Below are 26,238 nucleotides of genomic sequence, written 5' to 3'. Positions count from 1 at the left end.
CTCCCCAACGACGGGCGCAACCTTAACATATTTTGAGAATATAAAACAACAACGAAGAGGCATTATTTAAACGCTTGGTGATAACGATTTTCATTTGTCTTTAAGCGTGAAAGTATCGTTAACAAATAGAGAACAAATTAACGAAGGGGATATAGCTTAGGCTATATTTCTTGCGCAAGATAAACACAGAGTATAGCCATTGCTATATATTTAAATCATTGAGTTTTAACGAGTAAATTGTAAATCTTTTCCAGGTCGTCAATATTCTTCACCCGAACAAGCAGGCGGCGTTGTTCTAATTGCATCACCAGCACACCGTCTTCGGATAAATTCATCTCTTTAATACGGTTATATTCTATCCACACATTGGCGAAGAAAAATCCGCGGGATTTAAAAATGATTTTCGGCGTGCGGATCCAGAACAGATAAACCGCCATTAATGCCAGCGCACATAATAACCATGTGGTTAATATTGCACCATGGCCGGTGACGTTATTGTAAATAAGAATAGCGATGAGACCCGCGAAGATAAACGCATCCACGCGCCCGCGTCGCAGAAGGGGAAGGGAGAGCAGCGTCTCGCCGTGACGGCGGGGCATGATGAATTCGTCATAGATCGCGTAAGCCAGAAGGGCAGCAATAAATAAAACCAGTACGATGTCCGTGACAGTCATTCATCCTCCAGATAAAAAAACCGGGGGCAAGCCCCCGGCCTATAGCATTGAAACTTACAGACCCAGCAGGCCGACAGCGTAGCCCGCGATACCGATGACGAAGAAGCCAACGATAATCCACAGCGGGTTCACTTTCTTACGCAGCAGCCACATGCAGGCGAAGGTTAACAGCAGCGGTACCAGGCCAGGCATCAGCTGGTCCAGAATCGTCTGCACGGTGGTGACGCGCGTCTGACCATCCTGACCGGTGATGGTCGATACCACCAGCGGGATGTTCACGTGCGTCCACTTGTTAACCAGCGCCCCCATGACAAACAGGCCGAGGATTGACGCCCCCTCAGTCAGTTTCTGCAGGAAGCCGCCGCCCATGTCCTTAACGATGTCCACCCCTTTACGGTAACCGTAGGCCACACCGTAGTAACGGGTCAGCAGGCGCACGGCGTTGAACAGGATGAAGAACAGCAGCGGGCCAAGCAGGCTGCCGCTCATCGCGATACCGGCACCCAGCGCCGCGAAGACCGGACGCACGGTACCCCAGAAGATAGGGTCACCGACACCGGCCAGCGGCCCCATCAGGCCGACTTTGATACCGTTGATGGCACCATCGTCAATCTCTGCGCCGTTCGCACGCTGTTCTTCCATCGCCAGCGTTACGCCCAGAACCGGAGCCGCTACGTAAGGATGGGTGTTAAAGAATTCCAGGTGACGCTTGATCGCCTGACGGCGCGCTTCGTTGTTTTCCGGGTACAGGCGCTTGATCGCTGGCACCATGGAGAAGCAGAAACCCAGCGCCTGCATACGTTCGAAGTTCCATGAACCCTGAAACAGGTTAGAACGGATGAACACGCCACGAATATCACCCGGAGTGAGTTTTTTCTCAGTGGTAGTTTTTGTCATATCAACCATTTCGCTCACCTGTTAGTCCAGTTCGTTATCGAGATCGTTGTTACCAGCAGCCTGCGCTGGGGCACCCGCGACGCGGTTATATTTCGGGCTGAGCTGGATGTAGAGAATCGCCATCACCGCGCCAATCACACCCAGTGCAACCAGGTTGAAGTTGGTGAAGGCAGCGGTCACGAAGCCGAGGTAGAAGAACGGCATCAGGTAGCCTGCGCGCATCATGTTGATGACCATCGCATAACCGACAACTACGATCATACCGCCCGCGATGTTCAGACCGCCGGTGACCACTTCTGGAATGGCGTTCAGCATGCTCTGCACTTCACTGGTACCAACAGAGATCGCCACGATAACCGCCGGGATCGCGATACGCATCGCCTGCAGGAACAGGGATGATACGTGGATCCACGACAGTGCCGTGAGGTTGCCGTTTTCGGCCGCCTTATCCGCTGCGTGCTGGAAGGCTACGGTAATAGTACGAACGATGATGGTCAGAACCTGGCCAGCTGCTGCCAGCGGGATCGCCAGCGCGATACCGGCACCAATACTCTGGTGACCGGCAATAACCAGAACGGTCGAAATGATAGAGGCCAGAGCGGCATCGGGCGCAACCGCTGCGCCGATGTTCATCCAGCCCAGGGCTATCATTTCCAGGGTACCACCGATGATGATACCGGTTTTCATGTCACCCAGAACGGCCCCAATCAGCGTACAGGCCACCAGAGGGCGGTGGAACTGAAATTCATCAAGTACGGATTCCATACCCGCAATACATGCGACGACGAACACCAGCACAATCTGAAGAGTGGTAATCTCCATTGCACTTCTCCTATTACATAAACTTTATATGAGAACCGGCGCGGGCTTATTTCCCAACTTTGCCGATCAAATCCATCATTTTCAGTTTTTGATCCGTGGAAACCTTACGGGCTTCCAGTTCAATACCGCGCGCATTCAGCTTGTTGAATGCCTCGATATCTTTCGCATCGACTGAAATGGCGTTGTTGACCTGCGTTTTGCCCTGACGGAATGCCATACCACCAATGTTCACAGAGGTGATTTTCACGCCGCCTTCAACAATGCGCTCAACGTCTGTCGGGTTAGTGAACAGGAGCATCACGCGTTCACCCGCGTATTTCGGGTTGTTGTACACGCGGATCATCTTGGCGACATCCACGACGTGCGCGGTAACGCCAGGAGGAGCAACCTGAGTCAGAAGGGTTTTACGAACGGTATCGGCGGCCACTTCGTCGCTGACCACGATAATGCGTCGAACGTTGGTCTCTTTGGTCCAGCGCGTGGCGACCTGGCCGTGGATTAAGCGGTCATCAATACGCGCCAGGCCGATGACCATGTAATCGTTCGGGCCCATCGGTTTTGCCGGTGCTGCCGCTTTTGGTGACGCTGCAGGCGCAGGGGCGGGTTTTTCAACTGGCTGCGCCTTCAGGGCTTTTACCCCTTCGCGACCGGTTTCAACGGCCAGCGCCACCAGCTCATCGAACGCCGGATTGTCGTCGCGAGCCATGAAGGTTTCCACCAGCATGGGAATATTAACCCCGGCGACAACTTCATAGTGCTCTTTATCGACGACAATGCGGCTGGCGGCATTGAACGGGCTGCCGCCCCATGTATCAACGAGAAACAGCACGCCTTTGCTGGTATCCAGCTTCGCGAGTTGAGCGTTGTACTTCTCTATCAGCGTCTCGGCGTTTTCACCGGGAACGAAATCGATCCAGCCGACGTTTTCCTGCTCGCCCAACAGCATCTCTGCCGTTTTGAGTAGCTGCTCAGCAGCCCAACCATGTGTGCCTATGACAATAGCAATGGTCACTTGCTACCTCCTTTTATTATCATTAATACGCCTGCCAGGCAGCCGTACTGAGAATCGTATTGGCGAACCGAATCGATTCAGATAAGGGTTAGAGTTCAAAAAAACTAAGACTTCCGCGAATTATTTTAGATAGTGAAAAAATAATTTATGTGATGAAGATCCGTAATTTAGCCACGCGTTACAGATTTATCTGTAGCGTAAAGCCGCTGTGTTACAGAACTTTGCAAAGGAACGTAAATCTTTGCTAAAAACACAGTGTCTCTGATATGTTTAGCCTCCGTTTAATAGTTCAGGAGTATAGGGCTACAGCCCACTATATGGACCGTCACCGACGTCAGTCATCTGCCAGGCCATTTCGCGCCTTATTCACCGGCGATCCTCGCCACGTATCGACTCTGTTTACCTCTGTTTTGCCCGCGTTGAGTGGGGCACCGTTTCGTCATTCCTTTAGCAGGAGCTTGTCATGGAATTCTTAATGGACCCGTCAATCTGGGTGGGATTGCTCACGCTGGTGGTGCTCGAGATTGTTCTCGGCATTGATAACCTGGTGTTTATCGCCATCCTCGCGGACAAACTGCCGCCAAAACAGCGTGATAAAGCGCGACTGATTGGTCTCTCGCTGGCGCTGGTTATGCGACTGGGGCTGCTCTCCGTCATCTCCTGGATGGTCACGCTGACCAAACCGCTGTTCTCCGTCATGGACTACACCTTCTCCGGGCGTGATTTAATCATGCTGATCGGGGGATATTCCTGCTTTTCAAAGCGACGACGGAGCTACACGAGCGGCTGGAAAACCGTCAGCACGATGATGGGCACGGTAAGGGTTATGCCAGCTTCTGGGTTGTAGTGATGCAGATCGTGGTGCTTGATGCGGTCTTCTCGCTGGATGCGGTGATCACGGCGGTCGGCATGGTGAATCATCTGCCGGTAATGATGGCGGCTGTCGTCATTGCGATGGCGGTAATGCTGCTGGCCTCGAAGCCGCTGACGCGCTTCGTTAACCAGCATCCAACGGTGGTCGTGCTGTGTCTTAGCTTCCTGCTGATGATTGGTCTGAGCCTGGTGGCGGAAGGTTTTGGCTTCCATATTCCGAAAGGCTACCTGTACGCCGCGATTGGCTTCTCGATCCTGATCGAGCTGTTCAACCAGATTGCGCGCCGTAACTTTATTAAGCAGCAGTCGAATCAGCCGCTGCGCGCCCGTACCGCAGATGCGATTCTGCGCCTGATGGGCGGTCGTCGTCAGGTGAACGTCCAGTCTGATTCCGAAAACCATAACCCGGTTCCGGTCCCGGAAGGGGCGTTTGTGGAGCAAGAACGCTATATGATCAACGGCGTGCTCTCCCTGGCCTCCCGTTCGCTGCGCGGCATCATGACGCCGCGTGGGGAGATCAGCTGGGTCGATGCAAACCTGAGCGTGGATGAAATTCGCCAGCAGCTGCTCTCTTCTCCGCACAGCCTGTTCCCGGTGTGTCGCGGAGAGCTGGATGAGATCATCGGCGTGGTGCGGGCAAAAGAGATGCTGGTGGCCCTGGAAGAGGGCGTCAACGTGGAAGCCGTTGCCGCCGCGTCACCTGCGATTGTCGTGCCGGAAACGCTGGATCCTATAAACCTGCTCGGGTGCTGCGCCGCGCTCGCGGTAGCTTTGTTATCGTCACCAACGAGTTTGGCGTGGTGCAGGGGCTGGTTACGCCGCTGGACGTGCTGGAAGCGATTGCCGGTGAATTCCCGGATGCCGACGAAACGCCTGAGATCGTTGCCGACGGTGAAGGCTGGCTGGTTAAAGGTACCACCGACCTGCACGCGCTCTCGCACACGCTGGGGCTGGAAAACGTGATCAACGATGAAGAAGACATCGCGACCGTTGCCGGTCTGGTTATCGCCGTTAACGGGCAAATCCCGCGCGTCGGAGATGTGATCGAGCTGGGGCCGCTGCACATTACGATCGTTGAAGCCAACGACTATCGCGTTGATATGGTTCGTATTGTTAAAGAACAATCAGCCCACGACGAAGATGAGTAAGCCGGCTTAGCGCAGCGGCATTAAGGGCACGATGTGCCCGTTATGATGCGCTGGCGGGGACGCGCTCCCCGCCAGCCACTTCGGAAAATCCCGTAGCGGCATGGGCCGCGCATAGAAAAACCCCTGCAGGACAGGTACGCCATGGCGGCGCAAGTAGCGCGCCTGCTCCTCCGTCTCGACCCCTTCAGCAACCAGTTCGATATTCAGCCGCTGTCCCAGCGCAATAATCATATCCGTTACCGTCGAGTTCACGGCGTCGGTGCCGATGGCGGTGGTAAACGACTGGTCAATTTTCAGCACGTCCGGGTGCAGCTTTTCGAGCCAGGAGAGGGAGCTGTTCCCGGTACCAAAATCGTCGATGGCTAGCTTCACCCCTTTGCGATGCAGCTCGCGCACGATGCGATAATCCGCATCCAGCAGCGCATCCCGTTCCGTGAGTTCAATCACCAGCTGCTGGCGCGGACTGGCGCTGAACCAGAGGCGATTAAGGTCCTGTATCAACACCGCGTGACGGAAATGGCTGGCGGCGACGTTAATACCGATGTGAAAACCGGCGCTGGAAGGAAAGTAGCCTATCTGGCGCACCGTTTCGGCGATGACGTAGCGGGTCAGAGGGACAATCTGGTTATGTTCTTCTGCCAGAGGGATAAATACCTCCGGGGTGATCCAACCCTGACGGGGGTTATTCCAGCGCAGCAGGATTTCCACGCCGGTGCACGCCTGGGTGCGGGCATTCACCAGCGGCTGGCAGAAAAGCTCAAATTCCCGCGCCGCAATGCCCATATCGATCTCCCACGTAAAGCTCATCCGGTTTGCCGTTGCCAGCCAGGCGAGATAGCCCAGCAGCAGGCTGAGCATGAGTCCAAGCGGCAGCTGGGCTGGCAGGCTTTTTAAGGCTAACTCTCCAGAGCCTGGCCCGCTGACCGTAATGGTGAAAGGGTTTCGGGTTGACGATTGCTGGAAAAGAGAACCTTCCTCATCAAAGGTCAGGCTGTCGCTGACGCGTTGTCCATAGCGCAGAAAGCGATCGCCTACGGTCAGCGCCACGTCATTGATGAGCGGGCGCTGGGGCTCGAGGATCATTTTGGCGATCAGATCGATATTGATGATTTCGATAACGCCAGCTTCACCGTCCTGTGAGACGGGATACCACTGGACCAATATCGGGCTATCTTTAAGCAGCCACTGGTCGGTCGATAAAATCAGCTTTGCCGTGCTGGCGGGGAGTTCTTTCAGGAAGTCGCGAACGGGCACGTTGCGGCTCCCGAAAATACTTGAGCAATACAGGATACCCTCGTTAATCAGGGCGATGGAGCGTACCGTCTGCAAAATGGCGGCCTGCTTTCGCAGCGCCAGGTGCGCCTGCGGGCAGGGCTGCCCCACCAGGGGCTGCAGCACGCTGCGGCGGTTCTCTAAAGAAAGCAGGACGTTATCAAGGGCGCGAACGGTGTGGCTGGTAAAATCGAGGATCCGCTGTTGGTTAACATTGCGCTGTGAAATAAAGCGAATGCCTAACGTCAGGATGAGCGTGAGGAGCGCAACCGTGACACAGACGATAACGCGTTTTCGGCGATAGTTTTTAATGATCGTTTGTGCAGTTTGCATGAACGGTCGCCTGATAAGCCACCAGCCACAAAAGCCGGACGCAACAGTAAAAGTGTAGTGGGGAAAGCTGAAGGAGACGAGAAAGAAGAGGGAAATTCGCCCATCCGTTGCAGATGGGCGAAAGGCAGTATTAGTCGCACTGCACCTTAATGGCCAGGCCACCGCGGGACGTCTCGCGGTATTTCGCGTTCATGTCCTTGCCGGTTTCGTACATAGTTTCAATCACCTTATCCAGCGATACGCGAGGTTCGCTGGTACGGCGCATCGCCATACGTGAGGCGTTGATGGCTTTCACCGAGGCAATCGCGTTACGCTCGATGCACGGCACCTGCACCTGGCCCGCGACCGGGTCACAGGTCAGGCCGAGGTTATGTTCCATACCGATTTCCGCCGCTACGCAGACCTGCTCAGGGCTTGCGCCCAGCAGCTCTGCCAGACCCGCCGCCGCCATGGAGCAGGCAACGCCGACTTCACCCTGACATCCCACTTCCGCGCCGGAGATGGAGGCGTTCATTTTGTACAGCGCACCGATGGCACCTGCCGCCAGGAAATAGCGGATATAGATGTCCGGCGTCACGGGCTCAATAAAGTGATCGTAATAGGCCAGCACTGCCGGAACGATACCGCACGCACCGTTGGTTGGCGCCGTCACGACGCGGCCACCGGCGGCGTTCTCTTCGTTAACCGCCAGGGCAAACATGTTTACCCAGTCGACCACGTTCATCGGGTCATTGGAGAACTTGTCCGTGGTCACCAGCATACGGCGCAGGGCAGAGGCACGACGCGGTACGCGCAGTGGACCCGGCAGAACGCCTTCGGTGTTCATCCCGCGGTCGATACAGGCGCGCATGGTTTGCCAGACGTTCGCAAAATAGTCTTCAATATCTTTTTTGCTGTGCAGGGCCAGTTCGTTCTGCATCACCATGCCGGACAGTGAAAGACCGGTCTCTTTGCAGTAGCCCAGCATTTCAGTAGCCGATTTGAACGGGTACGGTACGCTGACGTCGCCGACGCTGTCTTTGCCAAAATGCTCTTCATCCACGATGAAGCCACCGCCGATGGAGTAGTACGTTTTGCTGTAAATCTCTTTTTCACCGCTGTAAGCGTGAATGGTCATGCCGTTTTCATGCAGCGGCAGGTTGTCGCTGCGAAAACGCATGCCGTCATCCTGCGGGAAATCGACTTCCTGCTGGCCGTTTGCCAGCAGCAGGCGGCCGCGTGTTTCCACGTCGCGGATGAATGCCGGGATGGCATCAATATCTACGGTATCCGGCATATTGCCTGCCAGACCCATAATAATGGCGATATCGGTGTGGTGGCCTTTACCCGTTAATGACAGCGAGCCGTAAACATCCACGGCGACACGGGTAACGCTTTCCAGTAATCCTTTTTCGACCAGATCATCGACGAACTGTTTACCGGCCTTCATCGGGCCAACAGTATGGGAAGACGAAGGGCCAATTCCCACTTTGAACATGTCGAATATACTAATCACTTTCACACTCCTGACAGGGTTACCGGGGTTCCAGTAACGATGTTATAACTGCGCATAGTGTAAGAGGGAACACCGACCTCGGCTTAACTATTCACATGAATTAAACTAATGGTTAACGATGGGTTTTGCTAATAGCGCGACGCGGATCGCAAACCTGCAAAAAAGGATGGAATGTAAAGTATAGTCAAGGTTTCAGGCCGATTTGCAGCGCCAGTTCGCGAATGATGCCCGCCGTCATGCCCCAGACAAAATAATGCTGATACCAGGACAACCAGACCCGATGGTCATGCCCGCGACGATGGATATCCAGCGGATGATAACGGCTTAGCCGGAGCGCCTCTTCAAGCGGCATTTCAAACACCGCAGACACCTCATCGACGCTGGCATGATACTGCAGGCCGGGCGGGATAATGCCCACCACCGGCGTGACCTGAAAACCGGTAACGCTGTCGACGGGCGGCAGCACGCCGATGACCTCCACGGCCTCCGGCGGAATGGCAACCTCTTCCTGCGCTTCCCGCAGCGCGGCGGCAATCAGCGAGGCGTCGGAGCTGTCTACTGCGCCACCCGGAAAGGCGACCTGACCCGCGTGCTTACGTAAATGGGGAGAACGCTGGGTGAGCAGCAGGCCCGGCTGCGCGCGACGCACGACCGGGATCAGTACGGCCGCCTGACGCTGGTTCAGCGCCTCGCGGTTGACCTGCGGTCGTAATAGCTGAAAGCGAGATAAAAAATCGTCAAGCGTCAGGTTCTCTTTTTCCACCCGTGATTACTCCAGTTGTTTCAGGATACGGTTAACTTTATCAAAGGTTTCCTGATATTCCGCATCGACCTGGCTATCGGCAACAATGCCGCCCCCGGCCGAGCAGTAAAGGTTTCCGTCGCAGGCCGTCAGCGTGCGAATGGTAATGCTGGTATCCATGGTGCCGCACAGGCTGATATAGCCGATGCTGCCGCACCAGGCGTTGCGGCGGTGCGGCTCCAGCTCATCAATGATCTCCATCGCCCGCACCTTTGGCGCGCCGGTGATGGAGCCGCCCGGGAACGCGGCGCGGAGCAGATCGCTGGCGGTGCGAGAGGCAGGGAGACGCGCGGTAATGGTACTGACCAGATGATGCACCGCCGGGAAAGGCTCGACGACAAACAGTTCCGGCACGCGCACGCTGCCCGGTTCGGCGACGCGGCCAATATCGTTACGCATTAGGTCGACAATCATCAGGTTCTCGGCGCGGTCTTTCGGCGAGGCGGCCAGCTTTTCCGCCTGCTGGCGATCGGCGTCGGGATCGGCAAGACGCGGCAGAGTGCCTTTAATCGGACGGGTTTGGATCGTGCCCTCGGCCAGATGAATAAAGCGCTCCGGAGACAGGCTGAGTATGGCCCCCCGTTCCAGACGGACAAACGCGCTGAACGGCGCCTTATTGCTGGCATTAAGACGGGTAAATGCCTGCCACTCATCTCCCCGGTATGTCGCCTGGAAGCGCTGGGCGAGGTTAACCTGATAGCAGTCACCGCTTTGCAGATACGCCTGAACGCGCGCGAATTTTTCGGCATACTCCGCTGCGCTCATATTTGAACGCCAGCCTGAGGTGAGCGTGAACGTCTGTGCCGGTGCAGGCTGTTGCGCCTCCAGCCACGCCAGACGCGCCTGCACGTCATGATGGCTCAGCAGGGAAACCTTTTTTTTCAGGTGATCGACAATTAACGCCCAGTCATACAGCCCCACGGCCATGTCTGGCAGGGAAATATCTGCCTGCGCATGCTCCGGCAGCGTTTCGAAACGGCGACCCAGATCGTAGCCAAACAGGCCCAGCGCGCCCCCTGAAAAGGGAAGTCCGGGTTCGGCGCGGCAGATAAGCCCAGCGCGTTAATGGCTTGCTGCAGCTGCTTCAGGGGATCGTCCGTTAACGACAGGTCATCGGTTGTCAGCGTCTTTAGCGGATCGGCCACCAGAATATCGAAGCGGCTATAGGGATGGTCCGCATGGCCGGAATGCAGCAGCATCGCATACGGAAGATGGCTCAGGCGGGCAAACCAGAATTCAGCGGCGTCTGCACGCCAGGGCAAGGTAATAACAGTGGGGAAGCGCATGTTCATGTGTGGCATACTACCGGGCAGCGTGAAATAATTAGCGCGAATAATTTAGCAGGAGTTGACGATGTTTGCAGGTTTACCTTCTCTGAGCCATGAACAGCAGCAGAAAGCGGTTGAGCGAATTCAGGAACTGATGTCCCAGGGGATGAGCAGCGGACAGGCGATTACCGTTGTCGCTCAGGAGATTCGCGCCAGTCATTCCGGCGAGCGGATCGTGGCGCGATTCGAAGATGAAGATGAAGATCCAGAAGAGTAATCGGGCTTACACCGCCGCGATAATCTTGATCTCAACCTTATACTCCGGTTTCATCAGCGTGGCCTGTACGGTGCAGCGTACAGGCGCGTGACCCGCCACTACCCATGCATCCCAGGCTCTGTTCATCGCCGCGAAATCATCTTTGTTTGCCAGGAAAATCGTCGCATCCAGAATGCGGGATTTGTCGCTGCCCTGTTTTTCCAGCACCGCATCAATCTGCGCCAGGGTGTTAGCCGTCTGCTCGAACGCATCCGCGTCCAGGTTAGCCGGTACGCCGGTGTAGTAAAGCGTCTGGTTATGGATCACCACATCAGACCAGCGGGCTTCAGCATCAATGCGCACAATTGTCATAAACGTTTCCTCGTTATTTTTCGTCGTCAGGCGGCAAGACTGCCATATTGTTCTCCTGTCGTCACTATTTGGGGTGGCACAGGAGAGGATGGGCTGACATAATCCCTGTGCAAAAATACAGTGAGAGAGCACCGTGGCAGACGATTTTTCCCCTGAAGGTCAATTAGCGCAGGCTATTCCCGGCTTTAAGCCCCGTGAGCCTCAGCGCCAGATGGCGCACGCCGTTGCACGCGCCATCGATAAGGCTCAGCCGCTGGTGGTCGAAGCCGGAACCGGCACGGGTAAAACGTATGCTTACCTTGCTCCGGCGCTGCGCGCGAAGAAGAAGGTGATTATTTCCACCGGTTCGAAGGCGCTGCAGGATCAGCTCTACAGCCGCGATTTGCCCACGGTGGCGAAAGCGCTGAAATACAAGGGACGTCTGGCCCTGCTGAAGGGGCGCTCAAACTATCTCTGCCTGGAACGTCTTGAGCAGCAGGCGCTGGCGGGCGGTGACCTGCCGGTACAAACCCTCAGCGACGTTATTATCCTTCGCGCCTGGGCGAACCAGACCGAAGAGGGTGATATCAGCACCTGCGCGAGCGTGCCGGAAGACTCGCCTGCCTGGCCGCTGGTGACCAGCACCAACGACAACTGCCTCGGCAGCGACTGTCCGCTGTATAAAGACTGCTTTGTGGTGAAGGCGCGCAAAACGGCGATGGATGCGGATGTGGTGGTGGTGAACCACCATCTGTTCCTCGCGGATATGGTCGTCAAGGACAGCGGCTTCGGCGAGCTGATCCCGGAGGCTGACGTGATGATCTTCGACGAAGCCCACCAGCTTCCGGACATCGCCAGCCAGTACTTCGGCCAGTCGCTTTCCAGCCGCCAGCTGCAGGATCTGGCGAAAGATTTCACCATCGCTTACCGGACCGAACTCAAAGATACCCAGCAGCTGCAGAAGTGCGCCGACCGTCTGGCCCAAAGCGCGCAGGATTTCCGCTTACAGCTCGGCGATCCGGGTTATCGCGGCAACCTGCGCGAGCTGCTGGCGGACAAAAACATCCAGCGCGCGCTGCTGCTGCTCGATGATGCCCTGGAACTCTGCTACGACGTGGCAAAACTGTCCCTCGGCCGCTCCGCGCTGCTGGACGCGGCCTTCGAACGCGCCACGCTCTATCGCGGGCGGCTCAAGCGGCTGAAAGAGATTAACCAGCCGGGGTTCAGCTACTGGTATGAGTGCACCTCGCGGCACTTCACGCTGGCGCTCACGCCGCTGACGGTGGCCGATAAATTTAAAGAGGTGATGGCGCAAAAGCCGGGAAGCTGGATCTTCACTTCGGCAACTCTGTCGGTGAACGACGATCTACATCACTTCACGGAACGTCTTGGCATTGAGGAGGCGGAATCCCTGCTCCTGCCCAGCCCGTTCGATTACGGAAAACAGGCGCTGCTCTGCGTTCCCCGTAATCTGCCGCTGCCGAACCAGCCGGGCGCTGCGCGCCATCTGGCCGCGATGTTGAAACCGATGATCGAGGCCAACAACGGCCGCTGTTTTATGCTCTGCACCTCTCACGCCATGATGCGTGACCTCGCCGAGCAGTTCCGCGCCACCATGACCTTACCGGTGCTGCTGCAGGGAGAAACCAGCAAAGGCCAGCTGTTACAGCAGTTTGTCAGCGCCGGAAATGCCCTGCTGGTGGCAACCAGCAGCTTCTGGGAAGGGGTGGACGTGCGCGGCGATACGCTCTCGCTGGTGATCATTGATAAGCTGCCATTTACCTCTCCGGACGACCCGCTGCTGAAGGCGCGGATGGAAGACTGCCGTCTGCGCGGGGGCGATCCGTTTGAAGAGGTACAGCTGCCGGATGCGGTGATTACCCTCAAGCAGGGGGTAGGGCGATTGATCCGCGACGTCACCGATCGCGGGGTGCTGGTCATTTGCGATAACCGGCTGGTGATGCGTCCTTACGGGGCAACCTTCCTCGCCAGCCTGCCGCCCGCGCCGCGGACGCGGGACATAAAACGCGCGGTGCGTTTCCTGGCAAACCCAACGGCGGAGTAATTTACCCCGGAGTGTGCTAAGATGCGCGCCATTTTGTGACTGACCCTTGCGAGAGCGCGACGACTGATGCGAATTCTGGCTATTGATACCGCGACAGAGGCTTGCTCTGTCGCTCTGTTGAACGACGGTGCTGTTTCTGCTCATTTCGAAGAGTGCCCACGGGAACACACCCAACGCATTCTGCCCCTAGTAAAAGCCATTTTAACTCAGGGCAACACCTCCTTAACCGACCTCGACGCGCTGGCCTTTGGCCGTGGCCCCGGCAGCTTTACGGGCGTACGTATCGGGATCGGCATTGCGCAGGGGCTGGCGCTGGGCGCCGAACTGCCGATGATCGGCGTCTCTACCCTCGCCACCATGGCGCAGGGCGCATGGCGCATGACCGGGGCAACGCGCGTGCTGGCCGCGATTGATGCCCGCATGGGCGAAGTTTACTGGGCCGAATACACCCGCGACGAGCAGGGCGTGTGGCACGGTGAAGAGACGGAAGCCGTGCTCAAGCCGGAAGCGGTCACTGAGCGGCTGCAGCAGCTCTCCGGTGAGTGGGCGACCGTCGGTACCGGCTGGCCGGCGTGGCCTGACATGGCAAACGACACCGGGGTGATGCTGGTGGACGGCAACATGCTGCTGCCGGCTGCGGAAGACATGCTTCCGATTGCCTGCCAGCTGCTCGCGGCAGGAAAAACCGTTGCCGTTGAACACGCGGAGCCGGTTTATTTGCGAAACACCGTTGCGTGGAAGAAACTTCCGGGCCGCGAGTGAATCTCAGTAACAGGAACTGAGAAAAAGGAGTCGCATCATGGCGGTTCAGACTAAAGTAGTACGCCTTATTATGGCAGGCGCGGTTGCCATAGCACTGAGCGGATGCGTTTCCGTTCCTGATGCGATTAAGGGCAGCAGCCCGACGCCACAGCAGGATCTGGTGCGAGTGATGAATGCGCCTGAGCTTTACGTCGGCCAGGAAGCGCGCTTTGGCGGTAAGGTCATCGACGTACAAAACCAGCAGGGGAAAACCCGTCTGGAGATCGCGACCGTTCCGCTGGACAGCGGCGCGCGGCCGGTACTGGGTGAGGCCTCTCGCGGGCGTATCTATGCGGACGTCAGTGGTTTCCTCGATCCGGTCGATTTTCGCGGACAGCTGGTGACCGTCGTCGGGCCGATTACCGGCGCCGTGCAGGGTAAAATCGGCAGCACGCCGTATAAATTTATGACCATGCAGGTCAACGGGTATAAACGCTGGCGGCTGGCACAGCAGGTGATCATGCCGCCTCAGCCGATGGATCCGTGGATGTGGGGTCCACATCCTTATCGTTACGGCTACCCGGGCTGGGGCTGGTATAACCCGGGTCCTGCACAGGTTCAGACGATCGTTACTGAGTAACTTACTGTTATTGTTAGAAAAGAGACAGCGGCTCAGCCGCTGTCTCTGTTTTTTTACGGATAAAACGAAAAAAAAGAGTGACGCGCTTCGCAACCTTAAATGTGAACAATTAATAAACTGGTACGCTGAGTTAATATAATGTTAACAAACTGTTTATTATCGGGGTTGTGATGACGACGAACACTCATTTCAGAGGTGATGCATTGAAGAAGGTTTGGCTTAACCGTTATCCCGCAGATGTTCCTGCTGAGATCAATCCTGACCGTTATCAATCCCTGGTGGAATTATTTGAGCACTCGGTAAGGCGCTACGCGGACCAGCCCGCATTCGTGAATATGGGCGAGGTCATGACGTTCCGTAAGCTTGAGGAGCGTAGCCGCGCCTTTGCGGCGTATCTTCAGGAAGGGCTGGGGCTGCAAAAAGGGGACCGCGTCGCGCTGATGATGCCAAACCTGCTGCAATACCCGGTGGCGTTGTTCGGTATCCTGCGAGCCGGGATGATTGTCGTCAACGTTAACCCGCTGTATACCCCGCGCGAGCTGGAGCATCAGCTGAACGACAGCGGCGCGGCCGCGATTGTCATTGTGTCCAACTTCGCCCATACCCTGGAAAAAGTGGTCGACAAAACTCAGGTTAAACACGTCATCCTGACGCGCATGGGGGATCAGCTCTCAACCGCCAAAGGCACGCTGGTTAACTTTGTCGTCAAATACGTCAAACGTCTGGTGCCAAAATACCACCTGCCGGACGCCATCTCCTTCCGCCGCGCGCTGCATGCGGGCTACCGTATGCAGTATGTGAAACCCGAAGTGGTCGCGGAAGATCTTGCGTTTCTGCAATATACGGGCGGGACCACCGGCGTCGCCAAAGGGGCCATGCTCACCCACCGCAATATGCTGGCAAACCTTGAACAGGTGAACGCCACCTACGGGCCGCTGCTGCATCCGGGCAAAGAGGTGGTGATCACCGCGCTTCCGCTGTATCACATCTTTGCGCTGACCATGAACTGCCTGCTGTTTATTGAACTGGGTGGTCAGAACATCCTCATCACCAACCCGCGCGATATCCCGGGCCTGGTGAAAGAGCTGGCGAAATATCCGTTCACCGCCATGACGGGGGTGAACACCCTGTTTAACGCGCTGCTTAATAACAAAGAGTTCCAGCAACTGGATTTCTCCACGCTGCATCTCTCTGCGGGCGGCGGCATGCCGGTTCAGCAGGCGGTCGCCGAGCGCTGGGTGAAGCTCACCGGCCAGTATTTGCTGGAAGGCTATGGGCTGACGGAATGTGCTCCGCTGGTCAGCGTGAACCCACACGATATCGATTATCACAGTGGAAGCATTGGTCTGCCGGTTCCTTCCACCGAGGCCAAACTGGTCGATGATAACGATAACGAAGTCGCGCCGGGCGAGCCGGGTGAGCTTTGCGTCAAAGGTCCGCAGGTGATGCTGGGCTACTGGCAGCGTCCCGATGCGACCGACGAAATCATCAAAGACGGCTGGCTGCACACCGGTGATATTGCGGTAATGGATGACGAGGGCTTCCTGCGCATCGTCGATCGCAAGAAAGACATGATCCTGGTCTCCGGCTTCAACGTCTATCCGAATGAGATCGAAGACGTGGTTATGCAGCACAGCGGCGTACTCGAAGTGGCGGCTGTCGGCGTCCCTTCCGGCAGCAGCGGTGAAGCGGTTAAAATATTTGTGGTCAAGAAAGATCCTTCCCTGACGGAGGAGGCGCTGGTAACGTTCTGCCGTCGTCAGCTGACGGGCTACAAGGTGCCGAAGCTGGTTGAGTTCCGCGATGAGCTGCCTAAATCCAACGTCGGAAAGATATTACGACGAGAATTACGTGACGAAGCCCGTGGCAAAGTAGACAATAAGGCCTGAGCTTCACGCTAATCGCCCAGACGCCGGTTAAGCCGGCGTTTTTTATGGGCGCAAACAAAAGAGAACCCGTTTTGAATTACCAGATGATCACGACCAACGACGAGCTGGCTTCGCTGTGCGAAGTGACGCGCGACTTTCCTGCCATTGCCCTGGATACCGAGTTTGTCCGTACCCGGACCTATTATCCGCAGCTGGGTTTGATTCAGATGTACGACGGTAAACACGTGTCGCTGATTGACCCTCTCGGCATTACCGACTGGACGCCGATGCGTGACCTGCTGCTCGATACCGCCGTGACGAAATACCTGCACGCAGGCAGTGAAGATCTGGAAGTCTTTCTGAACACTTTTGGCATCATGCCCCAGCCGCTGATTGACACGCAGATCCTCGCGGCATTCAGCAATCGTCCGCTCTCATGGGGCTTTGCTGCCATGGTGGAGGAGTATACGGGCCTGACGCTGGATAAAAGCGAATCCCGTACCGACTGGCTGGCGCGCCCGCTTACCGAGCGTCAGCTGGAGTATGCGGCGGCAGACGTGTTTTACCTGCTGCCGATTGCCGGACAGCTGATGAAAGAGGCGGAAGCCTCCGGCTGGCTGTCTGCTGCGCTGGACGAGTGCCGTATGACCCAGCAGCGTCGTCAGGAAGTGGTTGACCCGAAAGAGGCCTGGCGCGATATCAGCAACGCCTGGCAGCTGCGTACGCGTCAGCTGGCATGCCTGCAGCTGCTGGCAGACTGGCGCTTGCGTAAAGCGCGCGAGCGCGATCTGGCCGTTAACTTCGTGGTTCGCGAAGAGCATCTCTGGGCTGTCGCGCGCTATATGCCTGGCAGCCTGGGCGAGCTGGACAGCATTGGCCTTTCGGGCAGCGAGATCCGCTTCCACGGTAAAACCCTGTTGGCGCTGGTCGCCAAAGCGCAGGAGCTGCCGGAAGATGCGCTGCCGGAACCGCTGCTGAACCTGATGGACATGCCGGGCTATCGCAAAGCGTTTAAGGATATCAAAGCGCTGGTGCAGGCAGTTGCAACGGAAAGCAAGCTGAGCGCGGAACTGCTCGCCTCACGTCGTCAGATTAACCAGCTGCTGAACTGGCACTGGAAGCTGAAGCCGCAGAATGGCGTGCCGGAGATGATGGCGGGCTGGCGCGGGGAATTGATGGCCGATCGCCTGAATACGCTGCTGGACGGTTATCCGCGATAAAAAAATATGCCGGGCGATATACCCGGCATATTTCCCCGGTGGCGCTGCGCTTACCGGGGCGACGAAAACACAAACCTACGGACGTGACTCTTCCGCTTCCGGGAGCGTAACGTTCAGCTCCAGAATCGAAATATCCCCGTCTTTTTGTTCCAGCTGCACCGTGACCATCTCCGGGTCAATCTGCACATACTTACAGATCACTTCCAGGATGTCCTTGCGCAGCTGCGGCAGGTAGTGAGGCTCGGCGTCGCTACGACGACGCTCCGCAACGATAATTTGCAGACGTTCTTTTGCGATGTTGGCGGTGTTCTTTTTCCGCGAGAGAAAAAAGTCCAGTAATGCCATAACTTATCCTCCGAACAGGCGTTTGAGGAAACCTTTCTTCTCTTCTTCAATGAAGCGGAAAGGACGTTCTTCTCCCAGCAGACGGTCAACGGTATCGGCGTAAGCTTTACCTGCATCTGCCAATGTATCAAGGATCACTGGCTCGCCCTGGTTAGACGCGCGTAACACGGACTGATCTTCCGGGATAACGCCTACCAGCTTAATGCGCAGGATCTCCAGCACGTCTTCCATGCTCAGCATGTCACCTTTGTTCACGCGGCCCGGATTGTAGCGGGTGAGCAGCAGGTGTTCTTTAATCGGGTCTTCGCCATTTTCCGCACGACGGGATTTAGAGGCGAGGATGCCCAGAATGCGGTCTGAGTCACGCACGGATGAAACTTCAGGGTTGGTGGTGATGATCGCTTCATCAGCGAAGTAGAGCGCCATCAGGGCACCGGTTTCGATGCCCGCAGGGGAGTCGCAGACAATGAAGTCGAAATCCATTTTTTTCAGATCGTCGAGCACCTTTTCCACGCCTTCACGGGTCAGTGCGTCTTTGTCACGCGTCTGAGAAGCCGGGAGAATGTAGAGGTTCTCGGTGCGCTTGTCTTTGATCATCGCCTGGTTAAGCGTGGCATCGCCCTGAATGACGTTTACAAAGTCATACACGACGCGACGCTCGCATCCCATGATGAGGTCGAGGTTACGCAGACCGATATCGAAGTCGATAACGATGGTTTTCTTTCCCTTCTGGGCCAAACCAGTAGCGATGGCCGCGCTGGAGGTGGTCTTGCCAACGCCTCCTTTACCCGAAGTAACAACAATAATGCGTGCCATAGAAATTCCTTGTTAAAAAGGGATCAATTCAACGGTTGAACGGTCAACGCGTCGTCTGCCAGAAGCAGGCGAGCCGCTTTGCCATAAAATTCGGCTGGGATCTTGTCGCTCAGCCAATATTCACCTGCGATGGACACCAGTTCCGCCGTCAGGTGAGTACAAAATATTTGCGCATCTCGATCGCCACTTGCACCTGCGAGCGCACGTCCACGCATCATACCGTATACGTGAATATTGCCATCTGCAATCAGCTCAGCGCCAGCACTGACGTGGCTTGTAACAATCAGATCACAGTTTGGTGCATAAATGCGCTGACCGGAACGAACCGGCACATCAATCATTCGCGTTTTTGTGACGGTAGTAACGTTTTGCACCGCAGGAGGGGGCGTTTGCACGGCAGCGGGTGCCGCACGCGAGGCTTTTTCTTTGCCCTCATTCAGAAGGGGCAGCCCCGCACGCTCAATTTCCGCTTTCAGCTCAGCATCTTTGCAGCCGCTGATGCCCACGATTCGCAGTCCGGTCGAGGAGACGGCCTGCTGGAGAAGTTTCCAGTTAACCGGAGCCTCAAGACCGCTGACGTTGATAACAACAGGGGCGTGCTTCAGAAAGGCGGGAGCCTGGGCGATTTTGTCTTCTAACGCCTGACGAATAACCTCGGGTTTTGCATCATGCAAATGTACCACTGATAAGGTGAAGCTACTGCCTTTAAGCTCGATGGGCGTGTTTGACATCCTGGCCTTACTCAATTTGCTATTAACCGCAACCACTCGCTGCGATATTCCGAAGAGTATCAGGCATGTTATAGTCAGGAGTATATTGAGGCAAGCAACCACCCATTAATTCAGAGTAAAAACATGTTTTGTGTGATCTACAGAAGTACAAGCCGTGACCAGACCTATCTTTATGTCGAAAAGAAAGACGATTTTTCACGCGTGCCTGAAGAATTAATGAAGAACTTTGGCCGACCACAGCTGGCGATGCTGCTGCCGCTTGATGGTCGTAAGAAACTGATTAATGCCGATCTGGATAAAGTGAAAACGGCCTTAGCCGAGCAAGGCTATTATTTACAGCTTCCACCGCCACCCGAGAATTTATTAAAACAGCATCTTGAGGCGAACGGTAAAAAATAGTCTCAACTGTTTTTGGGCACAACACATCAACCGTTTAGGGGTCGACCATGTATCAACATCATAACTGGCAAGGTGCATTACTGGATTATCCCGTCAGCAAAGTGGTTTGCGTGGGCAGCAACTACGCAAAACATATTCAGGAGATGGGCAGCGCGACGCCAGAAGAGCCGGTCCTGTTTATTAAGCCTGAAACGGCGCTTTGCGATATTCGCCAGCCGCTGGCGCTGCCGCAGGGGCTGGGCTCGGTGCATCACGAAGTTGAACTTGCGGTGCTGATCGGCGCGACGCTGCGCCAGGCCTCAGAAGAACATGTTAAAAAAGCGATTGCCGGATACGGCGTGGCGCTGGACCTCACCCTGCGTGACGTGCAGGGCAAAATGAAGAAAGCAGGGCAGCCGTGGGAAAAAGCCAAAGGGTTTGATAATTCCTGCCCGATTTCGGCGTTTGTGCCGGTGAGCGAATTTACCGGCGATCCGCAGGACACGCCGCTCAGCCTGAAGGTCAACGGCGAGATCCGCCAGCAGGGCACCACGGCAGACATGATCCATAAGATTGTGCCGCTGATCGCCTACATGAGCCGCTTCTTTACCCTTAAACCAGGCGATGTGATCCTGACCGGGACCCCAGAAGGCGTTGGTCCGCTACTCAGCGGTGACGAGCTAGAGGTCGGTTTTAACGGCCTGTCGCTGAAAACCCGCGTGCTGTAACCCCATCTTGCCGCCTGAAGAGGGCGGCAAAACTTGCAACAACGTGCCAGACTCGTTATAAGGTGCGCTTTCTTTTGACGTGTGGACATCCTGATGAACGACATCCCTTTCTGGCAAAGCAAAACTCTCGACGACATGACTGACGCGGAATGGGAATCATTGTGCGACGGCTGCGGGCAGTGCTGCCTGCACAAGCTGATGGATGAAGATACGGACGAAATCTACTTCACCAACGTTGCCTGCAAGCAGTTAAACATTAAAACCTGCCAGTGCCGCAACTATGAGCGCCGGTTTGAATTTGAGCCTGACTGCATCAAGCTAACCCGGGATAATCTGCCAACGTTTGAATGGCTGCCGCATACCTGCGCGTATCGCCTGCTGGCGGAAGGGAAAGATTTACCGAACTGGCACCCGCTGCTGACCGGGTCAAAAGCGGCGATGCACGGTGAACGTATTTCTGTGCGCCACATCGCGGTGAAAGAGTCCGAGGTGCGTGACTGGGAAGATCACATCATGAACCACCCGACCCGTTGAGAATAAAAAACCCGCCGAGGCGGGTTTTTTTGTGTTTGTGCGGCCTGATGCCCTCACCCCAACCCTCTCCCACGGGAGAGGGCGCAAACGCTAAAAACGGCAACCGAGGTTGCCGTTTTGCTTTTACCTTCCGAACAGATCGCGTTTCTTCGGTTTGAACGGCTGGGCAATCAGCACCAGCAGCGCCACGACGAAGTAGGCGGCAAAAATACCCACCAGCCACTGCGGCATCTCCAGCGTCAGGAATTCCCACTGACGAACGGAGCAGTCACCGGATGCGACAAACACCTGCGGCAGCCATTTGTCCAGCGGCAGCCAGCTCGGGAAGCGGGCGGCAAAATCACAGGTCATAAACGGTGACGGATGCAGTTGCATCATGGTGTGCTGCCAGGAGAGTTCAATTCCTTTCCAGGCGCTGTAGATCCAGATGGCAATACCGGCATAGCGAAGCGGCGATTTTGGGGCAATCGCGCCGACCAGGCCCGCACCCATAATGCCGAACAGCGCGCAGCGTTCGTAAATACACAGCACGCAAGGTTTCAGTCCCATTACGTGCTGGAACCACAGCGCGACCATTTCCAGCGCAAAGGCGGTCAGGGCCATTAGCAACCACGCTCCGCGACCGCGGGAGCACTGGTTTAAAAATCTCAACATAATCATTTCCCTGGAACATGCTTAGAAAGCGCAGTGTAAACGAATTCGTTTTTCGCGCCACCTGTACCTGGCGAAATAAAACGTAATTGGATGTTTATCGTGCGAAAAGGCAAACGGGCAGCGAACTGCCCGAGATGCATAGTTTACTGCGCCGCAAGTATACCCGCTTGTACCAGCCATTGCGTACAGGGAATGAGGGTAATTTTGACGCAAAGCAATCCGACGATCGTGAGCACCAGCGTATAGGGCAGCGCCATCCACACCATCCTGCCATAAGAAAGACGTATGAGCGGCGCGAGGGCGGAGGTCAGCAGGAACAGGAAGGCGGCCTGGCCATTTGGCGTCGCTACCGACGGCAGGTTGGTGCCGGTGTTGATCGCCACGGCGAGCAGCTCAAACTGTCCGGCGCTGATAACGCCTTGCTCCATGGCAGCTTTGGCCTCGTTGATGTAGACCGTCCCGACGAAGACGTTATCTGAGATCGATGAGAGCAGGCCGTTAAACAGGTAAAACAGCGAGAGCTGAGCATCCGGTGATGCCTGTAGTACAAAGGCAATAATCGGCGCGAAAAGGTGCTGGTCGATAATCACCGCCACGACGGCAAAGAACACCGCCAGCAGGGCGGTAAACGGCAGGGCTTCGGTAAACGCCTTGCCGATGGCATGTTCATCCGTCACGCCGGTAAAGGTGGTGGCGAGAATAATGACTGACAGGCCAATCAGCCCCACTTCGGCAAGATGGAACGCCAGCGCCGCGATAAGCCAGACGCCGATGATCCCCTGAGCAATCAGTCGTAGCGTCTCCTGGCGCGTCCGCTGGCTTCGGCTCTGCACATCGAATTTATGCAGTTCCTGACGTACCGGCTCCGGGAGCTGCGCCCCATAGCCGAAGAGGCGAAACTTCTCCACCAGCAGACAGGTCGCCAGCCCGCAGATCAGCACCGGTACGCTCACCGGGGCCATTCTCAGGAAGAACTCACCGAAGTGCCAGCCCGCCGCTTTGGCAATGATCAGGTTTTGCGGCTCGCCCACCATGGTCATCACGCCGCCCAGCGCGGTACCCACGCCGGCATGCATCATCAGGCTGCGCAGAAACGCGCGGAACTGTTCCAGCACGTCACGGTTATGCGCCTCGACGTGGCTGTCATCCTGCAGGTCCTCATTTGGGCGAGAGGAGGCCACGCGGTGATAAATACCGTAAAACCCAACCGCAACGCTTATCACCACCGCGACGACCGTCAGCGCATCCAGGAAGGCCGACAGGAAGGCGGCGGCAAGGCAAAACGCCAGCGAGAGGAACATTTTCGACGGAATGCTGAGCAGCAGGCGCGTGAAGATGAACAGCAGCAGCTGTTTCATAAAGTAGATGCCCGCCACCATAAAGATCAGCAGCAGAAGCACTTCGAGATTTGACGCCAGCTCTGCTTTGACATGCTCGGCGCTGGTCATACCGATGACGACGGCTTCAAACGCCAGCAATCCGCCCGGCAGCAGGGGATAACATTTCAGCGCCATGGCCAGGGTGAAGATAAACTCCGCCACCAGCAGCCAGCCGGCGATAAAGGGATTCACGCTAAAAATGATGGGATTTACGACCAGGAAAACCAGCAGTATCAGTTTATACCAGTCAGGAGACTGACCTAAAAAATTGCGCCACAGCGCGCGCCCAAAAGAAATTTCCACAACAGACGTCCTTCCCGTCAAGTAAGACAAAACATCAGTATACGCAAAAATCGCGGCCTGGAGGCGGATAAGGCAGCATTGTAAATTTCACAAAAATGAAACGGCGATCCCTCTTTTCTCTCTTTGCCGCGCTACCTGCCACTGCGTGCCTCTGGTATGATGAGTCCAATTTGCTAAAGCTGTGTAATGGAAATCTCACTATGGTCATTAAGGCGCAGAGCCCGGCGGGTTTCGCGGAAGAGTACATCATTGAAAGCATCTGGAATAATCGTTTCCCTGCGGGGTCCATTCTTCCGGCTGAACGCGAACTCTCTGAACTGATTGGCGTCACTCGCACCACGCTGCGTGAAGTGCTCCAGCGGCTGGCGCGCGATGGCTGGTTGACGATCCAGCACGGTAAGCCTACGAAAGTGAACAACTTCTGGGAAACGTCCGGGCTGAACATTCTTGAAACGCTGGCGCGTCTCGACCATGAAAGCGTGCCGCAGCTCATTGATAATCTGCTCTCCGTCCGTACCAACATCGCGACGATCTTTATTCGTACCGCTTTCCGTCAGCATCCTGAAGACGCCCTTGCGGTACTGGCCACAGCGAACGAGGTGGAAGATCATGCCGATGCTTTTGCCACCCTCGATTACAACGTGTTTCGCGGCCTGGCGTTTGCCTCCGGCAACCCGGTGTACGGCCTGATCCTCAACGGTATGAAGGGGCTTTACACCCGCATTGGCCGCCACTACTTTGCCAATCCGGAAGCGCGTAGCCTGGCGCTGGGCTTCTACCATAAGCTGAGCAAGCTCTGTACCGAAGGCCTGCACGATCAGGTTTATGAGACGGTGCGCCGCTACGGTCACGATTCCGGTGAAATCTGGCACCGTATGCAGAAAACGCTGCCGGGTGATTTAGCGATTCAGACCCGCTAAAAGAAAAAACCTCTCATACGAGAGGTTTTTTTTCGTCCGGTAAGCGTAGCGCCACCGGGCAAAAACGTCACTAAAGCGTATTCAACCGCGCCGGGCAACGTTCCAGCAGCTCGACGCTCCCGTCTTCATTCTGCTGCTCCAGCTGCACGTCAAAACCCCACAGGCGATGCACGTGCTTCAGCACCTCTTTACGCCCTTTATCCAGCGGCGCGCGATTGTGCGGGATATAGCGCAGCGTCAGGGAGCGGTCACCGCGCAAATCGACGTTCCACACCTGAATATTCGGCTCAAGGTTGCTCAGGTTGTACTGGGAAGAGAGGCGAGAGCGGATCTCACGGTACCCCTCTTCGTTATGGATCGCGGAAATCTCCAGATAGTTGTTGCGGTCATCGTCCAACACGGTGAAGAAGCGGAAGTCACGCATGATCTTCGGCGACATAAACTGGCTGATGAAGCTCTCATCCTTAAAGTCGCGCATCGCAAAGTGCAGCGTTTCCAGCCAGTCAGAACCGGCGATATCCGGGAACCAGTACTTGTCTTCTTCCGTCGGCGACTGGCAGATGCGCTTAATATCCTGGAACATGGCGAAGCCAAGCGCATACGGGTTTATTCCGCTGTACCACGGGCTGTTGTAGGGCGGCTGAAACACCACGTTGGTATGGCTGTGGAGGAACTCCATCATGAACCGCTCGGTAACTTTTCCCTCGTCGTACAGATGGTTAAGAATGGTGTAGTGCCAGAAGGTCGCCCAGCCTTCGTTCATGACCTGAGTCTGCTTTTGCGGGTAAAAATACTGGCTCACCTTGCGCACGATGCGCAGGATCTCACGCTGCCACGGCTCCAGCAGCGGGGCGTTCTTCTCCATAAAATAGAGCAGGTTTTCCTGCGGCTCGGACGGATAGCGACGCGCTTCGGCGATCGTTTTTTCCTCCTCACGCTTCGGCAGGGTACGCCACAGCATGTTCACCTGGCTTTGCAGGTACTCTTCGCGGCTTTTCTGCCGGGCCTTCTCCTCCTGCAGGGAGATTTTCTGCGGACGTTTGTAGCGATCCACGCCGTAGTTCATCAGCGCGTGACAGGAGTCGAGCAGTTTTTCCACTTCGTCCACGCCGTAGCGCTCTTCGCAGTCGGTAATGTATTTGCGGGCGAAGATCAGGTAATCGACGATGGAGCTGGCATCCGTCCAGCTGCGGAACAGGTAGTTATTCTTGAAAAATGAGTTGTGCCCGTAGCAGGCGTGCGCCATCACCAGCGCCTGCATGGTAATGGTGTTCTCTTCCATTAAATAGGCGATACACGGATTGGAGTTAATCACAATCTCATACGCCAGCCCCTGCTGGCCGTGCTTATACAGCCGCTCGGTTTCAATAAATTTTTTACCAAACGACCAGTGCGGATAGTTAATCGGCATCCCGACGCTGGAATAGGCGTCCATCATCTGCTCGGACGTAATGACTTCAATCTGATGGGGATAGGTATCCAGACGATACAGCTTTGCGACCCGGTCGATTTCGGCGAGGTAAACATCCAGCAGCTCGAAGGTCCAGTCGGGTCCATCGCTCAGACGTGTGTTGTCCTTGTTCAGGGAATCAATAGTAGCCATTAGCGCGCCCTCGTTGTGGGTGCTCTCTCTGTCTGGAGAGCCTCCTTTCAAGCATAGATCAACGTGTTAAAAAGCGTGCTGGGGCAGAAATTTTTTCTTTGCGATTTCGC

Annotated in this window: 25 protein-coding genes and 2 pseudogenes; 12 read left to right on the top strand and 15 right to left on the bottom strand. The window is 56.0% G+C overall.

Translation table 11 applies throughout. The annotated features are described in order from the left end of the window. Positions 1-215 precede the first annotated feature (215 nt). The 4 genes from ACJ69_RS08915 to manX are packed head-to-tail and all read right to left on the bottom strand — an operon-like array spanning position 216 to position 3,405. Positions 216-674, bottom strand: coding sequence for a DUF986 family protein (locus tag ACJ69_RS08915; protein ID WP_054829575.1), 459 nt, complete (start codon positions 672-674; stop codon positions 216-218). A gap of 54 nt (positions 675-728) precedes the next feature. Next, positions 729-1,580, bottom strand: a complete 852-nt coding sequence (locus ACJ69_RS08910) for a PTS mannose transporter subunit IID (RefSeq protein ID WP_006810994.1) — start codon at positions 1,578-1,580, stop codon at positions 729-731. Between the two features lie 12 nt (positions 1,581-1,592). Continuing rightward, positions 1,593-2,393, bottom strand: coding sequence for a PTS mannose transporter subunit IIC (gene manY / locus ACJ69_RS08905; protein WP_008500490.1), 801 nt, complete (start codon positions 2,391-2,393; stop codon positions 1,593-1,595). 46 nt (positions 2,394-2,439) lie between these two features. Further along, complete coding sequence (gene manX, locus ACJ69_RS08900; protein ID WP_059346917.1) at positions 2,440-3,405, bottom strand: PTS mannose transporter subunit IIAB; 966 nt, start codon at positions 3,403-3,405, stop codon at positions 2,440-2,442. A gap of 266 nt (positions 3,406-3,671) precedes the next feature. Between manX and ACJ69_RS25970 the strand changes: the two genes are divergently transcribed. After that, positions 3,672-3,881, top strand: coding sequence for a protein YoaL (locus ACJ69_RS25970; RefSeq protein WP_071886553.1), 210 nt, complete (start codon positions 3,672-3,674; stop codon positions 3,879-3,881). Then, a pseudogene (gene yoaE / locus ACJ69_RS08895) lies at positions 3,869-5,426 on the top strand (CNNM family cation transport protein YoaE). Before ACJ69_RS25970 ends, yoaE begins: the two are co-directional and overlap by 13 nt. A 6-nt stretch (positions 5,427-5,432) precedes the next feature. On the opposite strand, the gene ACJ69_RS08890 reads toward yoaE, so the two are convergent. From ACJ69_RS08890 to pabB, 4 genes and pseudogenes are all read right to left on the bottom strand, one after another. Beyond that, entirely contained in the window at positions 5,433-7,031 is a 1,599-nt protein-coding gene (locus ACJ69_RS08890; RefSeq protein ID WP_059346916.1) for an EAL domain-containing protein, read from the bottom strand. A gap of 130 nt (positions 7,032-7,161) precedes the next feature. Then, positions 7,162-8,526: an L-serine ammonia-lyase gene (gene sdaA, locus ACJ69_RS08885; RefSeq protein ID WP_059346915.1), complete on the bottom strand. Its 1,365-nt coding sequence runs from the start codon at positions 8,524-8,526 to the stop codon at positions 7,162-7,164. A gap of 184 nt (positions 8,527-8,710) precedes the next feature. Beyond that, the gene (locus ACJ69_RS08880) at positions 8,711-9,289 is read right to left on the bottom strand and encodes a CoA pyrophosphatase (protein ID WP_023312196.1); all 579 of its coding nucleotides are present in this window, start codon (positions 9,287-9,289) and stop codon (positions 8,711-8,713) included. 6 nt (positions 9,290-9,295) lie between these two features. Then, positions 9,296-10,620, bottom strand: a pseudogene (pabB, locus tag ACJ69_RS08875) (aminodeoxychorismate synthase component 1). 61 nt (positions 10,621-10,681) lie between these two features. Between pabB and ACJ69_RS08870 the strand changes: the two are divergent. Beyond that, positions 10,682-10,873: a YoaH family protein gene (locus ACJ69_RS08870; protein WP_023336068.1), complete on the top strand. Its 192-nt coding sequence runs from the start codon at positions 10,682-10,684 to the stop codon at positions 10,871-10,873. A gap of 6 nt (positions 10,874-10,879) precedes the next feature. On the opposite strand, the gene ACJ69_RS08865 is transcribed toward ACJ69_RS08870, so the two are convergent. Next, a complete protein-coding gene (locus ACJ69_RS08865; protein ID WP_029742004.1) occupies positions 10,880-11,224 on the bottom strand; it encodes a RidA family protein in 345 nt (114 codons plus the stop codon). A gap of 133 nt (positions 11,225-11,357) precedes the next feature. Here ACJ69_RS08865 and ACJ69_RS08860 point away from each other — a divergent pair, with 133 nt between their 5' ends. The 5 genes from ACJ69_RS08860 to rnd all read left to right on the top strand — a co-directional run bounded on the left by ACJ69_RS08860 (position 11,358) and on the right by rnd (position 17,737). Continuing rightward, positions 11,358-13,268 (top strand): ATP-dependent DNA helicase, encoded by a 1,911-nt coding sequence (locus ACJ69_RS08860; protein WP_059346914.1) that lies wholly within the window; start codon positions 11,358-11,360, stop codon positions 13,266-13,268. 66 nt (positions 13,269-13,334) lie between these two features. Continuing rightward, positions 13,335-14,030: a tRNA (adenosine(37)-N6)-threonylcarbamoyltransferase complex dimerization subunit type 1 TsaB gene (gene tsaB, locus ACJ69_RS08855; RefSeq protein ID WP_054829572.1), complete on the top strand. Its 696-nt coding sequence runs from the start codon at positions 13,335-13,337 to the stop codon at positions 14,028-14,030. Positions 14,031-14,067: 37 nt separating this feature from the next. After that, entirely contained in the window at positions 14,068-14,649 is a 582-nt protein-coding gene (locus ACJ69_RS08850; protein WP_032658483.1) for a Slp family lipoprotein, read from the top strand. 203 nt (positions 14,650-14,852) lie between these two features. After that, positions 14,853-16,538: a long-chain-fatty-acid--CoA ligase FadD gene (fadD, locus tag ACJ69_RS08845; RefSeq protein WP_133549346.1), complete on the top strand. Its 1,686-nt coding sequence runs from the start codon at positions 14,853-14,855 to the stop codon at positions 16,536-16,538. A 71-nt stretch (positions 16,539-16,609) separates the two neighbouring features. Continuing rightward, positions 16,610-17,737: a ribonuclease D gene (gene rnd / locus ACJ69_RS08840; protein ID WP_153251260.1), complete on the top strand. Its 1,128-nt coding sequence runs from the start codon at positions 16,610-16,612 to the stop codon at positions 17,735-17,737. 75 nt (positions 17,738-17,812) lie between these two features. Here rnd and minE read toward each other — a convergent pair whose 3' ends face one another. The 3 genes from minE to minC are packed head-to-tail and all read right to left on the bottom strand — an operon-like array spanning position 17,813 to position 19,629. Continuing rightward, entirely contained in the window at positions 17,813-18,082 is a 270-nt protein-coding gene (minE, locus tag ACJ69_RS08835) for a cell division topological specificity factor MinE (RefSeq protein WP_008500504.1), read from the bottom strand. A 3-nt stretch (positions 18,083-18,085) separates the two neighbouring features. Further along, entirely contained in the window at positions 18,086-18,898 is an 813-nt protein-coding gene (gene minD / locus ACJ69_RS08830; RefSeq protein WP_029742160.1) for a septum site-determining protein MinD, read from the bottom strand. Between the two features lie 23 nt (positions 18,899-18,921). Beyond that, positions 18,922-19,629, bottom strand: a complete 708-nt coding sequence (gene minC, locus ACJ69_RS08825; protein ID WP_059346912.1) for a septum site-determining protein MinC — start codon at positions 19,627-19,629, stop codon at positions 18,922-18,924. Between the two features lie 123 nt (positions 19,630-19,752). Between minC and ACJ69_RS08820 the strand changes: the two genes are divergently transcribed. From ACJ69_RS08820 to ACJ69_RS08810, 3 genes are all read left to right on the top strand, one after another. Next, positions 19,753-20,028 (top strand): YcgL domain-containing protein, encoded by a 276-nt coding sequence (locus tag ACJ69_RS08820; protein ID WP_029742143.1) that lies wholly within the window; start codon positions 19,753-19,755, stop codon positions 20,026-20,028. A gap of 47 nt (positions 20,029-20,075) precedes the next feature. Continuing rightward, positions 20,076-20,735, top strand: a complete 660-nt coding sequence (locus ACJ69_RS08815; protein ID WP_029742142.1) for a fumarylacetoacetate hydrolase family protein — start codon at positions 20,076-20,078, stop codon at positions 20,733-20,735. A 93-nt stretch (positions 20,736-20,828) separates the two neighbouring features. Further along, complete coding sequence (locus tag ACJ69_RS08810; RefSeq protein ID WP_047652292.1) at positions 20,829-21,269, top strand: YcgN family cysteine cluster protein; 441 nt, start codon at positions 20,829-20,831, stop codon at positions 21,267-21,269. Between the two features lie 123 nt (positions 21,270-21,392). On the opposite strand, the gene dsbB is transcribed toward ACJ69_RS08810, so the two are convergent. Beyond that, entirely contained in the window at positions 21,393-21,923 is a 531-nt protein-coding gene (gene dsbB, locus ACJ69_RS08805; RefSeq protein ID WP_024909807.1) for a disulfide bond formation protein DsbB, read from the bottom strand. Between the two features lie 143 nt (positions 21,924-22,066). Beyond that, on the bottom strand, positions 22,067-23,605 hold the full coding sequence (nhaB, locus tag ACJ69_RS08800; protein ID WP_059346911.1) for a Na(+)/H(+) antiporter NhaB: 1,539 nt from the start codon (positions 23,603-23,605) through the stop codon (positions 22,067-22,069). A gap of 200 nt (positions 23,606-23,805) precedes the next feature. On the opposite strand from nhaB, the gene fadR reads away from it, so the two are divergent. After that, complete coding sequence (gene fadR / locus ACJ69_RS08795; RefSeq protein ID WP_023312180.1) at positions 23,806-24,525, top strand: fatty acid metabolism transcriptional regulator FadR; 720 nt, start codon at positions 23,806-23,808, stop codon at positions 24,523-24,525. A gap of 70 nt (positions 24,526-24,595) precedes the next feature. Here the strand turns inward: fadR and ACJ69_RS08790 are convergent, their stop codons facing one another. Continuing rightward, the gene (locus tag ACJ69_RS08790) at positions 24,596-26,128 is read right to left on the bottom strand and encodes a SpoVR family protein (protein WP_023293929.1); all 1,533 of its coding nucleotides are present in this window, start codon (positions 26,126-26,128) and stop codon (positions 24,596-24,598) included. Positions 26,129-26,238: the final 110 nt, after the last annotated feature.

Source organism: Enterobacter asburiae, assembly GCF_001521715.1.
Lineage (GTDB): Bacteria > Pseudomonadota > Gammaproteobacteria > Enterobacterales > Enterobacteriaceae > Enterobacter > Enterobacter asburiae.
The sequence above is the reverse complement of the archived record's forward strand: the minus strand, read 5'-3'. Positions and strand labels throughout refer to the sequence as shown.

Coding starts and splice junctions, on each gene's coding strand:
- ACJ69_RS08915 (WP_054829575.1), bottom strand. CDS start 674: ATGACTGTCACGGACATCGTACTGGTTTTATTTATTGCTGCCCTTCTG.
- ACJ69_RS08910 (WP_006810994.1), bottom strand. CDS start 1,580: ATGGTTGATATGACAAAAACTACCACTGAGAAAAAACTCACTCCGGGT.
- manY (WP_008500490.1), bottom strand. CDS start 2,393: ATGGAGATTACCACTCTTCAGATTGTGCTGGTGTTCGTCGTCGCATGT.
- ACJ69_RS25970 (WP_071886553.1), top strand. CDS start 3,672: ATGTTTAGCCTCCGTTTAATAGTTCAGGAGTATAGGGCTACAGCCCAC.
- ACJ69_RS08890 (WP_059346916.1), bottom strand. CDS start 7,031: ATGCAAACTGCACAAACGATCATTAAAAACTATCGCCGAAAACGCGTT.
- ACJ69_RS08870 (WP_023336068.1), top strand. CDS start 10,682: ATGTTTGCAGGTTTACCTTCTCTGAGCCATGAACAGCAGCAGAAAGCG.
- ACJ69_RS08865 (WP_029742004.1), bottom strand. CDS start 11,224: ATGACAATTGTGCGCATTGATGCTGAAGCCCGCTGGTCTGATGTGGTG.
- tsaB (WP_054829572.1), top strand. CDS start 13,335: ATGCGAATTCTGGCTATTGATACCGCGACAGAGGCTTGCTCTGTCGCT.
- ACJ69_RS08850 (WP_032658483.1), top strand. CDS start 14,068: ATGGCGGTTCAGACTAAAGTAGTACGCCTTATTATGGCAGGCGCGGTT.
- minE (WP_008500504.1), bottom strand. CDS start 18,082: ATGGCATTACTGGACTTTTTTCTCTCGCGGAAAAAGAACACCGCCAAC.
- minD (WP_029742160.1), bottom strand. CDS start 18,898: ATGGCACGCATTATTGTTGTTACTTCGGGTAAAGGAGGCGTTGGCAAG.
- minC (WP_059346912.1), bottom strand. CDS start 19,629: ATGTCAAACACGCCCATCGAGCTTAAAGGCAGTAGCTTCACCTTATCA.
- ACJ69_RS08820 (WP_029742143.1), top strand. CDS start 19,753: ATGTTTTGTGTGATCTACAGAAGTACAAGCCGTGACCAGACCTATCTT.
- ACJ69_RS08815 (WP_029742142.1), top strand. CDS start 20,076: ATGTATCAACATCATAACTGGCAAGGTGCATTACTGGATTATCCCGTC.
- ACJ69_RS08810 (WP_047652292.1), top strand. CDS start 20,829: ATGAACGACATCCCTTTCTGGCAAAGCAAAACTCTCGACGACATGACT.
- dsbB (WP_024909807.1), bottom strand. CDS start 21,923: ATGTTGAGATTTTTAAACCAGTGCTCCCGCGGTCGCGGAGCGTGGTTG.
- fadR (WP_023312180.1), top strand. CDS start 23,806: ATGGTCATTAAGGCGCAGAGCCCGGCGGGTTTCGCGGAAGAGTACATC.
- ACJ69_RS08790 (WP_023293929.1), bottom strand. CDS start 26,128: ATGGCTACTATTGATTCCCTGAACAAGGACAACACACGTCTGAGCGAT.